This is a genomic window from Thermodesulfobium sp. (assembly GCF_053498235.1).
Map to the genome: position 1 here is coordinate 1 of NZ_JBRCUV010000057.1, position 15,747 is coordinate 15,747.

9 protein-coding genes and 1 tRNA gene are annotated in these 15,747 nt (G+C 34.1%); 2 read left to right on the top strand and 8 right to left on the bottom strand.

The genetic code is table 11. From position 1 onward, the window contains the following. The 4 genes from ACWIUX_RS08045 to rpoB all read right to left on the bottom strand — a co-directional run. Window positions 1-1,005 (bottom strand): glycosyltransferase (locus ACWIUX_RS08045; protein WP_448590214.1); only part of this gene is annotated, 1,005 nt, incomplete at its 3' end. A gap of 78 nt (window positions 1,006-1,083) precedes the next feature. Beyond that, a complete protein-coding gene (locus tag ACWIUX_RS08050; RefSeq protein ID WP_448590215.1) occupies window positions 1,084-2,208 on the bottom strand; it encodes a S1C family serine protease in 1,125 nt (374 codons plus the stop codon). Between the two features lie 71 nt (window positions 2,209-2,279). Next, window positions 2,280-6,725 carry a DNA-directed RNA polymerase subunit beta' gene (gene rpoC, locus ACWIUX_RS08055; protein ID WP_448590216.1) on the bottom strand — a complete coding sequence of 1,482 codons (4,446 nt, stop codon included), beginning with the start codon at window positions 6,723-6,725 and terminating at the stop codon, window positions 2,280-2,282. A gap of 54 nt (window positions 6,726-6,779) precedes the next feature. Then, window positions 6,780-10,082 (bottom strand): DNA-directed RNA polymerase subunit beta, encoded by a 3,303-nt coding sequence (rpoB, locus tag ACWIUX_RS08060; RefSeq protein ID WP_448590217.1) that lies wholly within the window; start codon window positions 10,080-10,082, stop codon window positions 6,780-6,782. Window positions 10,083-10,205: 123 nt separating this feature from the next. Between rpoB and ACWIUX_RS08065 the strand changes: the two genes are divergently transcribed. Beyond that, on the top strand, window positions 10,206-10,373 hold the full coding sequence (locus tag ACWIUX_RS08065; RefSeq protein WP_448590218.1) for a Sec-independent protein translocase subunit TatA/TatB: 168 nt from the start codon (window positions 10,206-10,208) through the stop codon (window positions 10,371-10,373). A 106-nt stretch (window positions 10,374-10,479) separates the two neighbouring features. On the opposite strand, the gene ACWIUX_RS08070 is transcribed toward ACWIUX_RS08065, so the two are convergent. From ACWIUX_RS08070 to ACWIUX_RS08085, 4 genes are all read right to left on the bottom strand, one after another. After that, window positions 10,480-10,554: transfer RNA gene (locus tag ACWIUX_RS08070), tRNA-Val, on the bottom strand. Between the two features lie 50 nt (window positions 10,555-10,604). After that, entirely contained in the window at window positions 10,605-11,804 is a 1,200-nt protein-coding gene (locus tag ACWIUX_RS08075) for a serpin family protein (RefSeq protein ID WP_448590219.1), read from the bottom strand. Window positions 11,805-11,872: 68 nt separating this feature from the next. Next, the gene (locus ACWIUX_RS08080; protein WP_448590220.1) at window positions 11,873-13,417 is read right to left on the bottom strand and encodes an MORN repeat-containing protein; all 1,545 of its coding nucleotides are present in this window, start codon (window positions 13,415-13,417) and stop codon (window positions 11,873-11,875) included. A 41-nt stretch (window positions 13,418-13,458) separates the two neighbouring features. After that, window positions 13,459-14,496: a tetratricopeptide repeat protein gene (locus ACWIUX_RS08085; RefSeq protein ID WP_448590221.1), complete on the bottom strand. Its 1,038-nt coding sequence runs from the start codon at window positions 14,494-14,496 to the stop codon at window positions 13,459-13,461. A 482-nt stretch (window positions 14,497-14,978) separates the two neighbouring features. Between ACWIUX_RS08085 and ACWIUX_RS08090 the strand changes: the two genes are divergently transcribed. Then, window positions 14,979-15,677 carry a mechanosensitive ion channel family protein gene (locus ACWIUX_RS08090; protein WP_448590222.1) on the top strand — a complete coding sequence of 233 codons (699 nt, stop codon included), beginning with the start codon at window positions 14,979-14,981 and terminating at the stop codon, window positions 15,675-15,677. Window positions 15,678-15,747 lie beyond the last annotated feature (70 nt).

Sequence of the window (15,747 nt, forward strand, 5' to 3'; positions counted from 1 at the left end):
CTTAGTTATACTTTCATCTTTATTATAAAACCTAATAAAAAAATCTTTCATAGAAGCATAAATTGACTCAGAATCAGGTTTTACCAAAAAACCTGTTTTATTATCAATAATTATTTCTTTTGTTCCCGCTATATCAGTAGCAATTACAGGCACTTCCATCAAAAGTGCCTCTATTAAAATTGTAGGCAATCCTTCTTTTCCTATTGAAGAAGAAATGTAGAGATCAAAAGCACACAACAACTCAACTAGATCATCCCTTCTACCAAGAAAGAGGACATCCTTTTCTATTGCAAGTTCTCTTGCTAAAGATTTAAGCTCAGCAAATAACTCACCATCTCCTACCACCACAAGAGATATAGCTCTACCCTTAAAATCTTCTTTAACTTTTTTAAAGGATTCAAAAAGAAGGCTGTGTCCCTTCATTTTTGTTAACCTTGCTACAATTCCTACACAGATAGTTTCAGGGTTGATACCAAGTCTTGCTTTAGCTTGTTCTTTTTCAATTCTTTTAGTATAGTATTCATCAAAGTTAATCCCATTATAAATTTGAGAAATTTTACCAGAAAAACCTCTTTTTACCAAATCTTCTTCAACAGATTTAGAACACGCAACTACGATATCCGAATTAAAAAAATATTTTATAGAACTAATTTTTTGAGCACTGGAAACAACTTTAACCCCAGTCAGCTTTTTCGCTAGCCCAGCATAAAGTGCTGGCCTAGATAATTGAGAATGAATAATATTAATCTTTTGGTCCTTAATAATATTGACAAGTTTAAAATATGAGAACGGATCGAAAAATCCTTTAAATTTAATAGGAATAATATTAAAGGCTGGCCTTGTAGCCAGCCCAATTTTATAATTAGTTAGAAAATCATAAGTATAGCCAACATTTGGCATAGCTATAAAATTTTCTATTCCGTACTTACACAATCCAGATACAAAGTTTGCAAAAGTTTTCTGCCAACTAAGCTCACCCTCGTTTAAAAGATGTAACACTCTCATCGCTTAGTCTGTTAGAAAAAGAGCTTACACTATCTTTAAAATTTTAGGTTCAAAAAAGAAAGAGATAAACAATTTTTACTAATATTTCATATTTGCAGGTCTAGGTTCAAGAGTAACAGGTATAGTTAAGATTTTTCCAGATCTAAAAATAGTCACTTTTATAACGTCTCCCACATTATGTGAAAGTATTATATTAGGTAAGGTATAAATATCTACTTCTTTATTATCGATTTTCAAAATTATATCACCAGGCAAAATTCCCGCATGCTCTGCAGGAGATCCAGGCAAAACTTTTGCAACATATACAGCTGCATTTTGTTTAATTCCCATCTGACTAAGCTGATACTGATCCACAGGTAACATATCAATGCCAAGATAGGGATGCACAACTTCATGATTGGTTATCAATTGATTCAAAATGTTTTTTGCGGTGTCAATTGGGATTGCAAATCCTATGCCCTGTGCATAAGGTATTATAGCAGTATTGATACCTATCACTTTACCATTAATATCTACCAAAGGGCCACCAGAATTTCCAGGATTTATTGCAGCATCTGTTTGAATAAATGGACCAGCACTATACGCAGAAGTTTGAACCCTCCTATCAAGAGCACTAACAATCCCCAGAGTTACTGTACCAGAAAAGCCATATGGATTACCAATTGCAATAGCCCATTCTCCTAATTGAAGATTTGAAGAAGAACCGAGTTCTGCCGCAGGGAGACCGGTAGCATTTACCTTAACTACTGCCAAATCTGTAACAGGATCTGCCCCAATAACTTCCCCATCAAACTTCCTTCCGTCAGAAAGAGTTACCTTGACCTTAGTAGCATTTGCAATTACATGATTGTTGGTAAGAATTAAGCCATCACTTCTAATAATAACTCCCGAACCAAGCCCTTCTTCTGGAATTGGTTTCATTGGAATTCCAAAAAAGTCAGATATAGGATTTTTTACATACATTAAGGTATTTATCTGAACTACACTTGGCATAACCTTTTTAACTGCCTCAACAATAGGAGAATCTACTGAAATATCCATAGCTGCTACTGCTGTTGAAGGTGTAACTTTTACAGGCGGCCTAAACGCAGGAAATGCCCATATTGCACCAAGTACCAATATTCCTCCAAGGCATGCTGCTACAAAAAAGAAGATGGATTTCATTAAAATTTCCTTCAATTTATTTCCTCTTTGTCCGTACATACAAACCTCCCAAAATTGTATACTCTATTATGGCAGAATTATATAATTAAAAATACTAGATTTCATTAAAATTATTTATCACTTACTTTAATATAATCATATTTCTCATACAAATCAAACCCAGTCCCTGCCGGAATCAACCTGCCTATTACAACATTTTCTTTTAAACCTCTTAGATAATCTACTTTACCTCTAATAGATGCTTCGGTCAAAATTCTAGTAGTCTCCTGGAAAGAGGCAGCAGCAATAAATGATGAGGTGTTCAAAGATGACTTAGTAATTCCAAGTACTGCATCCTCAGCCTCTGGAGGAGTTTTCCCCTGTAAAGTCAGTTCCTTAACAACTTCCTCAAATTCACCTCTATCAACATACTCTCCTGGCAACCAATCAGAATCACCATCATTTTTAATCTTTACCCTTTTAGTCATTTGTCTAACTATAATTTCAATGTGTTTATCATGAATTGAGACGCTTTGATCCCTATATACTTTTTGTATTTCATTTACTATATACTGCTTCACAGCGTCAATGCCTTTTGTTCTAAGTATATCTTGAGGATAAAATTGACCTTCTGTAAGCGGGTCTCCCTTTTTGACAAAGGCACCGTCTGATACTTGAAGTTGCGTACTCGCAGGAACAACAATCTCTTTTGTCTCATCTAAACCCTCTATAATGATTTTAATTGGGTCCGTATCACTATTGGCAATAATATGAACTATTCCGTCTATCTCAGAAAGTATTGCAGCATTTTTTGGTTTTCTAGCCTCAAAAAGTTCCTCAACTCTCGGTAAACCTTGAATAATATCCTTTGTTTTAACTGCACTTTCCTTTGATTTTGGTGAAATAGCAACCAATGTAGTAGCACTTAATTTGGTTGAATCTTTTACAAATAGTCTTGAATTTTTATTACACGAAGCAAAATCTCCCTGATAAATATATACGTGAGTAACCATCTCGCCAGTTTCAGAATCCAAAACTGGTTCGATTTTTGGAATAATCACCATACCCAAAACTGGACTTGTAATACCTTCAGCAATCTCCTTACCTGGTACTACCTTTTCCCTGTCTTTAACTTTCAAATCAAGGTTGGCATTGACTTTTATTATTACTGGTTTTTCCCTGGTAAACAAGACTTCGCCGTTTTGAGAAGCAATTGTTATTACATTATTTTCAGAAATAATTCTTTCTTCAATAGGCATCGTATAGTAAACCGTGTTACCTTTTTCTCCTATAAGATATTCATTGTCTTCATCTTCTTCAATCAAAAGATCATTCTCTTTTACAAGGGATCCATCTTTAACGTGCAATAGCATCCCTCTATTCACAAAAACTTTATCAGTTGTTTCACCTTTTATAATAATATTACCTTCAGAAATAGCTATGGTATTCTCGATATTATCATTCAAAAAAGTAAATGTTTTAATAGAATCAAACTTTACTAAACCACTAATCTTTGATCTCTCAATGTGTTTACTTCTATGAAGGGCTACTCCACCAGTATGGAAAGTTCTCATAGTAAGCTGAGTGCCTGGCTCTCCTATAGATTGAGCAGCAATAATACCTACAGCTTCTCCCAGTTCTACAACTTCCCTAGTAGCCATACTCCAGCCATAACACTTTTGACACACGCCATGGGGGGTTTTACAAGTTAAAGGAGACCTTACAGCTACCTCCTTTATTCCTGCATCAACTATCTTATCAGCTACAGGGGGAGTTATCAGTTCATTTCTTTTAACTATTATTTTCCCATCAACATCATAAATATCTTCAGCACTAAATCTACCAATTATTCTTTCTTTTAGTTCTAATACTACCTTAGTACCATCATATATATCTGTTACTATTAGACTCTCCTCGCTGCCGCAATCTTCTTCTCTTACAATTATTTCTTGAGCAACATCAACCAGTCTTCTGGTAAGATACCCAGAGTTAGAAGTTCTCAATGCAGTGTCAACCAAACCCTTTCTTGCTCCATATGTTGAAATAAAATATTCCATCATGTTCATTCCTTCTTTAAGGTTTGCTTTTATCGGGATAGGAATAATCCTTCCATGCGGATCTGACATAAGCCCTCTCATTGCAGCAAGTTGTCTTACCTGATCAATATTGCCTCTAGCACCTGAATTTGCCATCATAAATACAGGATTTCTTTCACCCATACTGGTATTCATTCTATCCTTGACTTCATCAGTTACCATATTCCACTTTTCTCTCACCTTTGCATCCTTTTCTTCTTGAGTCATAGTTCCCTCAGAAACAAATTCGTCGAACTTTCTAATTTCATCTTCTGCTTTCTTTATAATTTCCTTCTTTTCCGGTGGGACCACAAGGTCATCAATAGATATTGATATTCCTGATTCCTTTGCATATTTAAAACCCATGTCCTTTAAATCATCTACCAGTTTTACTGTCCTTGTAAGACCAAAATCTTCATAACACTGCCTTACTATCTTCCCAATTCTTTTCTTTGTAAGCGGTTCTCTATAATAAGGCCACTCACTTGGCAAAATCTCATTAAATAATATTTGGCCTACGCTAGTTGACAAAAATTCATTATTTATTTTCAAAGCAATCCTGTCAATAATACTAAGCTTAAAATCAAATGATGAGCTTACACTATCCATTTGATACCTAGTAATAGCATCATTTTTGTCTATAAAAAATAAGAATGGCTGCCCAGATCTTATTTTTTTAATACAAGTTGTTAGGTAGCCATTAACTCTTTCACAATAAACGTCTATTTTTCTAGTTTCATCAATTTCTCCTCTTTTGTAAGCATCCAACGCATCCTCTTCAGTTCTAAAAGTTGGATTCTTCTCAAAACTTGTTAAATAATGAAGACCTAAAACCATATCTTGTGAAGGAGTAACTAATGGTTGCCCATTAGCAGGAGATAATAGATTATGGCTTGAAAGCATCAATACCCTTGCCTCAGCTTGAGCCTCAAGAGATAATGGAACATGAACAGCCATTTGGTCTCCATCAAAGTCTGCATTAAAAGCCGTACAAACTAAGGGATGAAGTTGTATGGCTTTACCCTCTATCAAAACTGGTTCAAATGCTTGAATGCCCAATCTATGAAGTGTAGGAGCACGATTCAAAAAAACAGGATGCCCTTGTATAACCTCAGCTAGGATATCCCATATAACATTTTCACCTCGTTCTATTTTTCTCTTTGCTCCTTTTACATTTCCCGTTAAGCCCCTCTTAATGAGTTCATGAATTACAAAAGGTTTAAAAAGCTCTAAAGCCATTTCTTTAGGTAAACCACACTGGTGCAATTTTAGTGTTGGCCCGACAACAATAACAGAACGTCCTGAATAGTCAACTCTTTTCCCTAATAAATTTTGCCTAAAACGTCCCTGTTTTCCCTCTATAATATCAGAAAGAGATCTAAGAGGCCTATCATGAGTTCCTGTTACTGGTTTAAGCCTTCTCTCATTGTCAAAGAGCGCATCCACTGCTTCTTGAAGCATTCTTTTTTCATTTCGAATAATAATTTCCGGAGCACCCATATCGCATAGCTTTTTTAATCTATTGTTTCTGTTAATTACTCTTCTATATAGATCGTTTAAATCCGAAGTAGCAAATCTACCGCCATCTAACTGAACCATTGGCCTTAAATCTGGGGGAATAACGGGTATTGCGTCCAAAACCATCCAAGCAGGATTAGCACCCGATTTTCTGAAAAATTCTAAAACCCTAAATCTTTTTATCATCTTGAGTCTCTTTGGACTTTGGGCTGATGTTGAATTCATATCTTCTCTAATTTGCTTGCTCAGTTCCTCCACGTTAATAGATTCAAGAGCTTCTTTAATAGCCTCAGCACCCATTTTTGCAACAAAATAATCCTGGCCAAAGCTATAGGTATAATATTCGTATTCGTCAGGTGTTAAGATTCTTCCCGCTTCAAGAAAGGTACCTTTCGGATCTATAACTTGATAATTTCCATCGTTTAAATGTTCTACTTCAATTGCGGACCTACCTAGTTGTTTCACCCAATATTCATATTCATCTTCCGATAAAGTTTTAAATTTTTGTAAGCCACTATCTTTTGGATCCAAAATTAAATATCTTGAAAAGTATACTATCTCTTCAACTTCCTTATTTGAAAGATCTAAAACAGATCCTATGTAACTTGTAGTTCCTTTAAAATACCAGATATGGGCGACAGGTGCTGCCAAATCAATGTGTCCCATTCTTAGTCTTCTTACTTTTGAAGATGTAACCTCAACACCACATCTATCACAAATTGTACCCTTATACCTAGGCCTTTTATATTTTCCACAATAGCACTCATAATCTTTAGTAGGACCAAATATCTTTTCACAAAAAAGACCTCCTCTTTCAGGCCTTAGGGTCCTATAATTTATAGTTTCTGGTTTTTTTACTTCTCCTTTTGACCAAGATCTAATTTTTTCACTAGATGCAAGGCCAATTTTTATAGCAACAAGTTTGGAAGCAGTCTTATCTTTAACTTGTTTATTATCCTCGCTAATTTCAACAAAGGGTTCCAAGCTATTTCCTCCCTTTCAAAATTTGATATTCTTAAACCAAATTTATTACTCTACTTAAACCTCTGTATCTACCGGTTTCAAAATTTGTAACACATTATTATCATCTTCATCTATTCTCTCTAAATCAATATGGCTTCCGTCTTGATGTATGAGAGTAATATCAAGTGCTAAGCCTTGAAGTTCTCTTACCAAAACCTTAAATGATTCAGGCAAACCTGGAGTTCCAAGATTTTTGCCTTTAATAATTGCTTCCATAGCTTTTGTTCTACCAGTAATATCATCCGATTTTATAGTTAATATCTCTTGCAATACATTTGCCGCACCATAGGCTTCTAACGCCCACACTTCCATTTCACCAAATCTTTGCCCTCCAAATTGAGCTTTACCCCCAAGTGGTTGTTGAGTAATTAAAGAATATGGACCAGTTGACCTGGCATGAATCTTATCATCTACAAGATGTACAAGCTTTAATAAGTACATATAACCCACAGTTACAGGAGATAAAAATGGATCCCCGGTTTTACCATCATATAAAGTAACCTTACCATTTTCTCCAATAAAGGGCTTAATTTCTCTTGCTTTCTTCAAGTATTCTTCAACAAACCTTTCAGATGCCATCTCACCAAAAGATTCGTCAAAGGGAGTTGCTTCAAATTTATATTTAACGTCTTTATCTTTCCCAAAATTATTAAGTACTCCAGCTGCCAAACCTAAAAGCACCTCAAAAATCTGTCCAACGTTCATTCGCGAAGGAACACCTAATGGGTTCAAAACTACGTCAACTGGAGTTCCATCTGGCAAATAGGGCATGTCAGCTTCAGGCAAAATCTTAGATATAACACCTTTATTACCGTGTCTACCAGTAATCTTATCGCCCACAGAGATCTTTCTCAATTGAGCTACCGTAACCCTTACTTTAGTTATTACTCCAGGTGGGAGATCATCTCCCTTACTTCTAGAAAAAACTTTAACATCAATAACCTTGCCTTTTTCTCCATGAGGTAATTTAAGAGATGTATCTCTCATATCTTTTAGTTTGTCACCAAAAATTGCTCTGAGTAGCCTTTCTTCAGAAGGAGGCTCGACATCTCCCTTTGGAGTAAGCTTACCTACCAAATAATCACCAGCATCTACTTCAGTGCCAACTACAATAATGCCCTGTTCGTCAAGATTTTTTCTAGCTTCCTCAGAAACATTCGGGATTTCCCTCGTTATTTCTTCATCACCCAATTTTGTGGATCTAGCTTCAATTTCATAACTCTCAATGTGAATAGAAGTGAAAACATCTTCTCTTACAAGTCTGTTGCTAATTAAAATTGCATCCTCAAAGTTATAACCACCAAAAGGCATAAAAGCTACCAGAACATTTCGACCCAGAGCTAATTCACCATTGTCAGTAGCACAACCCGAAGTAAGAATCTGACCCTTTTTAACTCTATCTTTAGCTCTAACCAAAGCTCTTTGGTTAAAACAAGTTGCATTATTTGTTCTAACAAATTTCATTAATTTATATTCTTTTGAAGTACCATCATCAAAATCAATAATTATCTTTCCACCAGCAGCACTTCTAACAGTCCCATCTTTATCTGCCACATGAACCATACCAGAATCGATTGCAGCAACAACTTCCATGCCCGTACCAACCCAAGGAGCCTCTTCTATAACGAGAGGCACCGCTTGACGCTGCATGTTACAACCCATTAAAGCACGGTTTGCATCATTATGTTCTACAAAAGGGATTAGAGAAGAACTTAAACTCAACATTTGTTTTGGAGAAACACCAATATAGTCAATCTTTTCTGGTGGTACTTGATGGAATTCACCATTATACCTAGCTACTACTGTATCTCCTACAATCCTTTTGTTTTCAACTTTTACGTCTGCAGAAGCAATATAAACGTTCCTTTCTTTACTGGCTGTAAAGCTTTCTATAATATCAGTAAGTTTTCCGTTTTTAACTTTTCTATATGGCGTTTCTAAAAAACCATAGTCATTCACAACAGCATAAATAGTAGGTGAACTAATCAAACCAACATTTGGACCTTCAGGTGTTTCAATCGGACAAAATCTACCATAGTAAGAAGGATGGATATCTCTTACTTCAAATCCTGCTCTCTCTCTCGTTAAACCTCCAGGACCCAGCACAGAAATTCTTCTCTTATGAGTAAGTTCTGCTAGAGGATTAGTTTGATCCATATATTGGGATAATTGACCTGTACAAAAAAATTCACGTAAGGCTACAGTAAGAGGACCACTGTTTATAATATTGCTTATTTTAAGCTTAGTAGTACCTTTATATAGAGACATTCTTTCATGAATCACATGCTCCATCCTATAAAGGCCTTCTCTAAATTTTTGTCTTACAAGCTCCCCAACCAATCTAACTCTTCTGTTTTCAAGATGATCAATATCATCAAGAGTACCGTCTCCATAGTGAAGATTTACAAGATATTTAACGATTGCAAGCATATCTTCTTTGTGAAGAACTACACAGTCCAATGGAACGATACCATTTAATCCCAATTTTTCATTTATTTTAAGGCGACCAACTTCCCCAAGATCAAATCTTTTTTTATCAAAAAATCTATTATTAATAATTCCCTTAGCTGCCTCAGGATTTGGTGCCTCCCCCGGCCTAATTTTCTTGTAAAATTCCTGGAGAGCCTCTTCTCTATTTTGCGTATTATCCTGGGCAAAAGTTGCCTTTCTAAATTTATCGTCTACAAGAGCCTCTTCAATTCTTGACTGTTCAATCCCACAAGCTTTAAGAAAAATTGAAACAGGTAATTTTCTTGATTTCTCAATTCTAATCCAAACTGTTCCATTCGAAGGTGCTTCAAAATTTATCCAATTTCCTTTAACAGGTATTACCGTTCCAACAAAAGTCTTTCGATCCATAAGGTCTTTATCTTCTTTAAAATAAACACCAGGTGATCTTGTAAGTTGATTAACTATAACTCTCTCAGAACCGTTTATAATAAAGGTTGCGCGCTTTGTCATAATTGGTATTTCACCCAATAAGACTTCAGATTCAATAACTTCTTGACTCTGCTTATCAAGAAGTCTTAGCTTGACCTTTATCTGAGCTTCATAGGTTTTATCCTTTATTCGAACCTCTTCTTCAGAAAATTTTGGTTCTTCTAACCGATAGGAAACAAAAGATAATTCATACCTGTCTCCTGCATCAACAATCGGAAAATAGGAGCTTAATTCTTCTCCAATTCCTTGATACAGAAATTTTTCGTAGGATTTCTTTTGAAGATCCAAAAGATTTGGTATGGGTGCCTCAATCTTCTGCTTTTCACTCAAAGCCTCACCCATATATTTAATACGGGGTTTAACTAATACATCTCTCATAAATACACCTCACAAGACAAGTTCTTGCATCTCTGGAAGAAAAAAGATAAAATATAACACAATCAAAGTTAATAAGAATAACATTTAAAAACGAAACTCCAGAAAAAGAAAGGAATTGGGAAAATGATAAGCTGGCAACAAAGCATAATGATAATTGTAGTTCTTTTGATAATCCTTGGTCCTAATAAACTTCCAAAAATTGCAAAGGATATAGGAAAAACAATTGGAAGCTTTAAAAAAGAAACCCAAGAAATCAAAGAACAAGTCGACATAACTAAACAGATTAAATAAGATAAAGATAAACCAGATTATCATCTTCTAACAAAGAAAGACAAAAAAATAAAGAATTTTAATAATCTTTGAAGCTTTATGCATATCCCTCCTAAAAGATAAAGAGTGGTGGGCGAAGTAGGAATCGAACCTACGACCCCTTGCGTGTGAAGCAAGTGCTCTACCTCTGAGCTATCCGCCCAAAAAATGTGCAAAGTTTTATTTTAACATAAATATTTTTTGCTGTAAATACTATAAAATCTCAAACCATTCATAAGGATGGGGATTTTCTATAGAAGCTAGTAATAACCAAGCATTTGTTTTTTTATTTGCAATAACCATCACAAATGGGTGATTAAAATCTACAACGTCCCTGACATTTTTATCAAAAGAAGTCTTGTTCACTCCATATTCATCAATTTTAAGAAAGCTATCAGAAAGTTCGTTTGAAACAAAAGCAAAGTTTGAAACTTTAAACATATTTTTAAAATCAGCATAACTTTGATCAAAAGGAGCTCCAACTCCTATACTTTTAAATTCAGGTATAAATGACGTTTTATATTCGAGATCCATTTTGGGAACTACAAGCATCAAATGTTTTTTCTTAAATTTTGAAGACCATTCGAAATAATTTTCGCCATTCATATTCTTATAGATATTCATAAGAGTCTTCGTACCTTTTGGTAAGAAAAAGACTGCTTCTAGATCTGGATCGGCCAAATCAACCTTTACAGCTTGAAAAATGTTATTTTCATAATAATCAAAGTCTCCCGTAGTTTTCATATATAAAGCTTTCGCAGTCTGACCATTTGAAAGATAAAAAGTTCCCTTTTTTGTAAGATCTTTTTGGAATTCATTTTTCCACGCTATCTTAGCATAAGTGATATTTATCAAGTACAGCACTGTATCTTTACTGACATCTTTCTTACTAACTATACTTTTAACTTGGTGATTCGTGCTTGTCTTAGCCCAATCGTTTATAGCAGATGGGGTATATTTATCAGAAAAATTTACATAAGTAAGATCAAATCCTGGATAGAAAGAATTAATTGTCTTCATATACTCTGGATTAAAAGTAAACCCGTTCTGAACCCAAAGAGAGGATCTTGTAAAAATAAACATTTTTTTATCTAATTCATAAGGTTTTGGGTTAACAGTTTTCTTCCAGAAAGAATTTATCTCAGATTCGCTATACCCATTAAGCTCTTGAACAAGGTTTATCTGATCAAGAGTAGAACCTACAGCACCGTTTGCAAGAACGCTTAGTGACTGCCCTAACCCAATCGGAGAAAAGATTACATCATTATCAAATTCATGATTTCTCACTTCATTCATAAGCTTAATCCCAAAATCTATGTTACCCTTAATCATCTGGTTTTCATCAGCATAAGAAAGCCTATTCAAAGCAAATGTAAAAAGTAATATATATACAAAAACTAAAAACCTCTTCAATAACATCACCTCTATTCTTCTTTATAACATCTAAGATAGCATAAATTTTAAAAATTTAGAATTATTTATTAATATTTTTTTGACCCCTTAAAAACACCATCAAACCAATATCCCCTCTCAACTCTACCGTCTGCATAATACATTGTTCCAAAACCATGTCTTTTTGACCTGCTCCACTCCCCCTCATATCTATCTCCATTTGCATGTTCTAAAATGCCCTTACCCTCCCAAAAATCTGAATCCCATTCACCAATGTAATGATTTTTATTGGCAGCAAAAAATTCTCCGTAACCGTGTCTCTTGTCAAATTTCCACTCTCCGTCATATATATCACCTTTATTTGACACAAATCTCCCTTTACCATGTCTTTTCCCATCTTTACATTCCCCTTCATATCTATCACCATTTGGCCAAGTTAATACACCTTTGCCTCTAAACTCTCCGTCTTCAAAAATACCTTCATACTTTCTGCCATCCAAATCTTTTAAAACTATAGTACTATAAAATTTTCCATCTCTCCATTCACCATCGCACTCAAGACCATTCGATAATACCAATTTGCCACTGCCAAAAAACTGATCATTTCTAAATTCCCCAATAAACCTACTTTGGTTGGGCCACCAAAAAATACCTTTACCATACATTAAACCGTCCTTTATATCTCCAAAATATTTTCTGCCATCAGGCCAAAAAATTACCCTTTCACCAACAAACCTATTATTTACATACTCAACATCATAGGTCTTTCCTTCAAAGTAAATGATACCCTTCCCAACTATCTTATCATTAACAAATTTCCCTTCAAACACTATACCGCATGAATAAAATATTTTTCCGTCACCATATTTTTTCCCCTCTTTAAATTCTCCTTCATATCTATCGCCGTTTTTATAGTAGAATTTTCCCCTACCTTCATACAAATCGTTTTTCCACAAACCTTCATATTTAGTTGAATTGTGATAGTACATTATTCCATAACCGTTCTTCATACCATCTTTAAAAAATCCCTCGTATCTGTCGCCATTAGCTGAAGTGAAAATACCCTGTCCTTCCCATTTACTCTCTTTCCATTCTCCTTCATATCTGTCACCATTAGGCCAAATATATATTCCTCTTCCACAAAACTGATCGTCTCTATATTCTCCTTCGTACACACTTCCATTAGGCCACTTAAAAACTCCCTTACCAAATTTTTTGCCATGTTTCCACGATCCCTCATATGTCCTACCATCAGGCCAAATTTCTTTGCCTTGAACCATTTCGTCATCTTCCCATCTTCCTTCAAGTTTGACACCTGCTGATGGGCTTGGATCCATAAATACAAATATACCATTACCATGTCTTAAGCCATTTTTAAACTCTCCCTCATATGTTCCCACTCCATCATAAAAAGCCTTCCCCTTGCCATTTAATTTCCCATCTTTAAACTCTCCCTCATACCTGTTGCCATTTGACTCAATAAGAATGCCAAATCCATTAGGAATACCATTTATTAAATCCCCTTTATATTTTGAACCGTCTTCAAAATACTTCCAGGTATCTAACTTTTTTTGGTCTTGAGCTTTATCTTTCTTTTTATTAAAGACTCGAGCAATCGGATCAAAAAGGCCCACATTTTACCTCCACAAGTTACAATTTACAATATAAAAAATACCTATAACTTTTTAATTATTGACTCCTGCAAATTCTTAAACGATTCATTCTCCGGATCTAATTCAAGCGCAGCATCTATATCCCTTTTTGCTTCTCTGTATCTATTCAGTTCATATTCGTAGTAAGCCTTTTGAAAATAATAATATTTGTTTTGCGAAATAGATAGGGCAGTATTAATATCATCCAAAGCCTTATTTGGTTGTTTTAAAGAATCTTCAATTTTTGCTCTCATTGCATAGAAATCACTCTGATTTGGATCTAGAGATATAGCGACATTTAAAGCTTTTAAAGAACCTTGAAAATCATTCATACTATAAAGTATGTTCCCTTTAAGGAAGAAAAGATCAGGTTTTTTTGCATCAATTTCAAGTGCTTTATCAACGTCTGCAAGTGCACCTTTATAATCCTCTTTTTGAAACTCAAGGCTTGATTTAAATTCAAGAACTTGAACTGAGTTAGGGAACAACTTATAAGCGCTCTCTATAGTAGAAAGTGCATCATTAATTTTATTGCTATTTTGCTCTAATGATGCCTTAAATAAAAAATATTCCATTTTAGGTTCTAAACTAATTGCACTGTTAACATCCTCAAGAGACAGATTGAATTTCTTCTCTAAATAATAATCAACAGCTCTACCAAAATATGCTTGAGGATCCTGGTTATTTACTTCTATTGCTTTCGTATAAAGACTTATAGCACTATCTATATCACCATAATCCTCTTTAATCCTAGCCAAACCACAATAAGCTTCGCTATTTTTAGGATTTAACCCGATAGCCTCCTCAAAATCTTTTGATGCTTCAGTTGTATTACCATCCATATAAAAACATCTTCCTCTTAGAGTTAAAAACTTATCTCGCAAGGGGTTGGTTTCATCCATCTGCATAAGAGCCTTTGTAAGTTCAATCGAACAACCTAATGCATCGTTATTCTGCAGTTTCTCCTTAGCCTGCTCATAAATTTCATCCAGACCAGCAGCATATGACACTGCAGTAATAAATAGCATAAGTAAAATTATTGATGTTATCTTAATTTTCATATTAATTTATTTTATAACATTTAAAACTCATTTAACACAATCGTATAAAACACACTAAAGCGATTAAGATTTGGAAAAATTGATATAATTAAAGCAGGATCAAAAAGCAAGGTCAATTCAATGAGGAGGTATTACTTATATTTCTTTTCTTAGAAAGCTTATTAAAGCCTATAGTTCTATTTATTTCCTTTACCCTATGCGGTTTTATTATTGAAAAAATCATATTAACAAGGTTTTTAAACACAAGATTTTCACAAAATTATCTGCTAAGAATTGTAATAAAGTCTTTTAACTGGACCTTTTCAATATTCTTTCTTGTTATAGGCTTGCACTTTGCACTCTATAACTACCCTTTTACTTATCAACATTCTTTTTTTATAAATAAAATTTTTACCTCATTAGAAATATTTATAATCTTTCTTTTCTTAGCAAGAATATCTTCAAAAATTTTAATTCACTATTTCTCAAAAAATGATAGCATCTTGCCCGCTACCAGCATTATATCAAACGTAATATTTGTAGCTGTCATATTCTTGGGCATATTAGTAATCCTTGAAGGAATTGGAATTTCAGACGTCCCTATACTTACAACTTTTGGAGTAGGCGGTTTAGCAGTTTCACTTGCCTTACAAGATACTTTGTCTAATTTTTTTGCAGGAATCCATATATTGGCATCGAAAAAGATTCAGCCAGGGAATACAATAATTCTTGAAAATGGACAAAGAGGCAAGGTTACAGATATAAACTGGAGAAATACCACTCTTTTAACTCCTGATAATAATATGATAATAATACCAAATTCAAAAATTTCTACCTCAATAATTACAAACTATTCCTTTCCAGAAGAAAATTTTAGCGTTAGCTTACAGGTTGGCATTTCGTATGACAGCGATCTTGATGATGTAGAAGAAAAAACGATAAATTTTCTCAAAAATTTTATTAAAAGTACACCTGGGTGTGTAAAGGACATCGAACCAATACTCAGATATCAAAAATTTGATAATTCTTGTATTACTTTTTCAATATATATCAGGGTAGAATCATACTCAGATCAATTTATAGTACTACACAAATTGATCAAGTCAATTCATAAATTCTACAATGAAAATAATATAGAGATACCATATCCAACCCAAAATATTATATTAGAAAAAACTAATAGTTTCAAAAATCAGCTTTAATTCATTTTATTTAAAAAAATTTTTAAAAAAAATTATCTTGTTATTTTATTGTTTTAATAATATTTAATCC

What these genes read in the sequence shown, in the direction of transcription:
- ACWIUX_RS08085 (WP_448590221.1), bottom strand. Translation starts at nt 14,496, where the DNA reads ATGAAAATTAAGATAACATCAATAATTTTACTTATGCTATTTATTACT.
- rpoB (WP_448590217.1), bottom strand. Translation starts at nt 10,082, where the DNA reads ATGAGAGATGTATTAGTTAAACCCCGTATTAAATATATGGGTGAGGCT.
- ACWIUX_RS08065 (WP_448590218.1), top strand. Translation starts at nt 10,206, where the DNA reads ATGATAAGCTGGCAACAAAGCATAATGATAATTGTAGTTCTTTTGATA.
- ACWIUX_RS08050 (WP_448590215.1), bottom strand. Translation starts at nt 2,208, where the DNA reads ATGTACGGACAAAGAGGAAATAAATTGAAGGAAATTTTAATGAAATCC.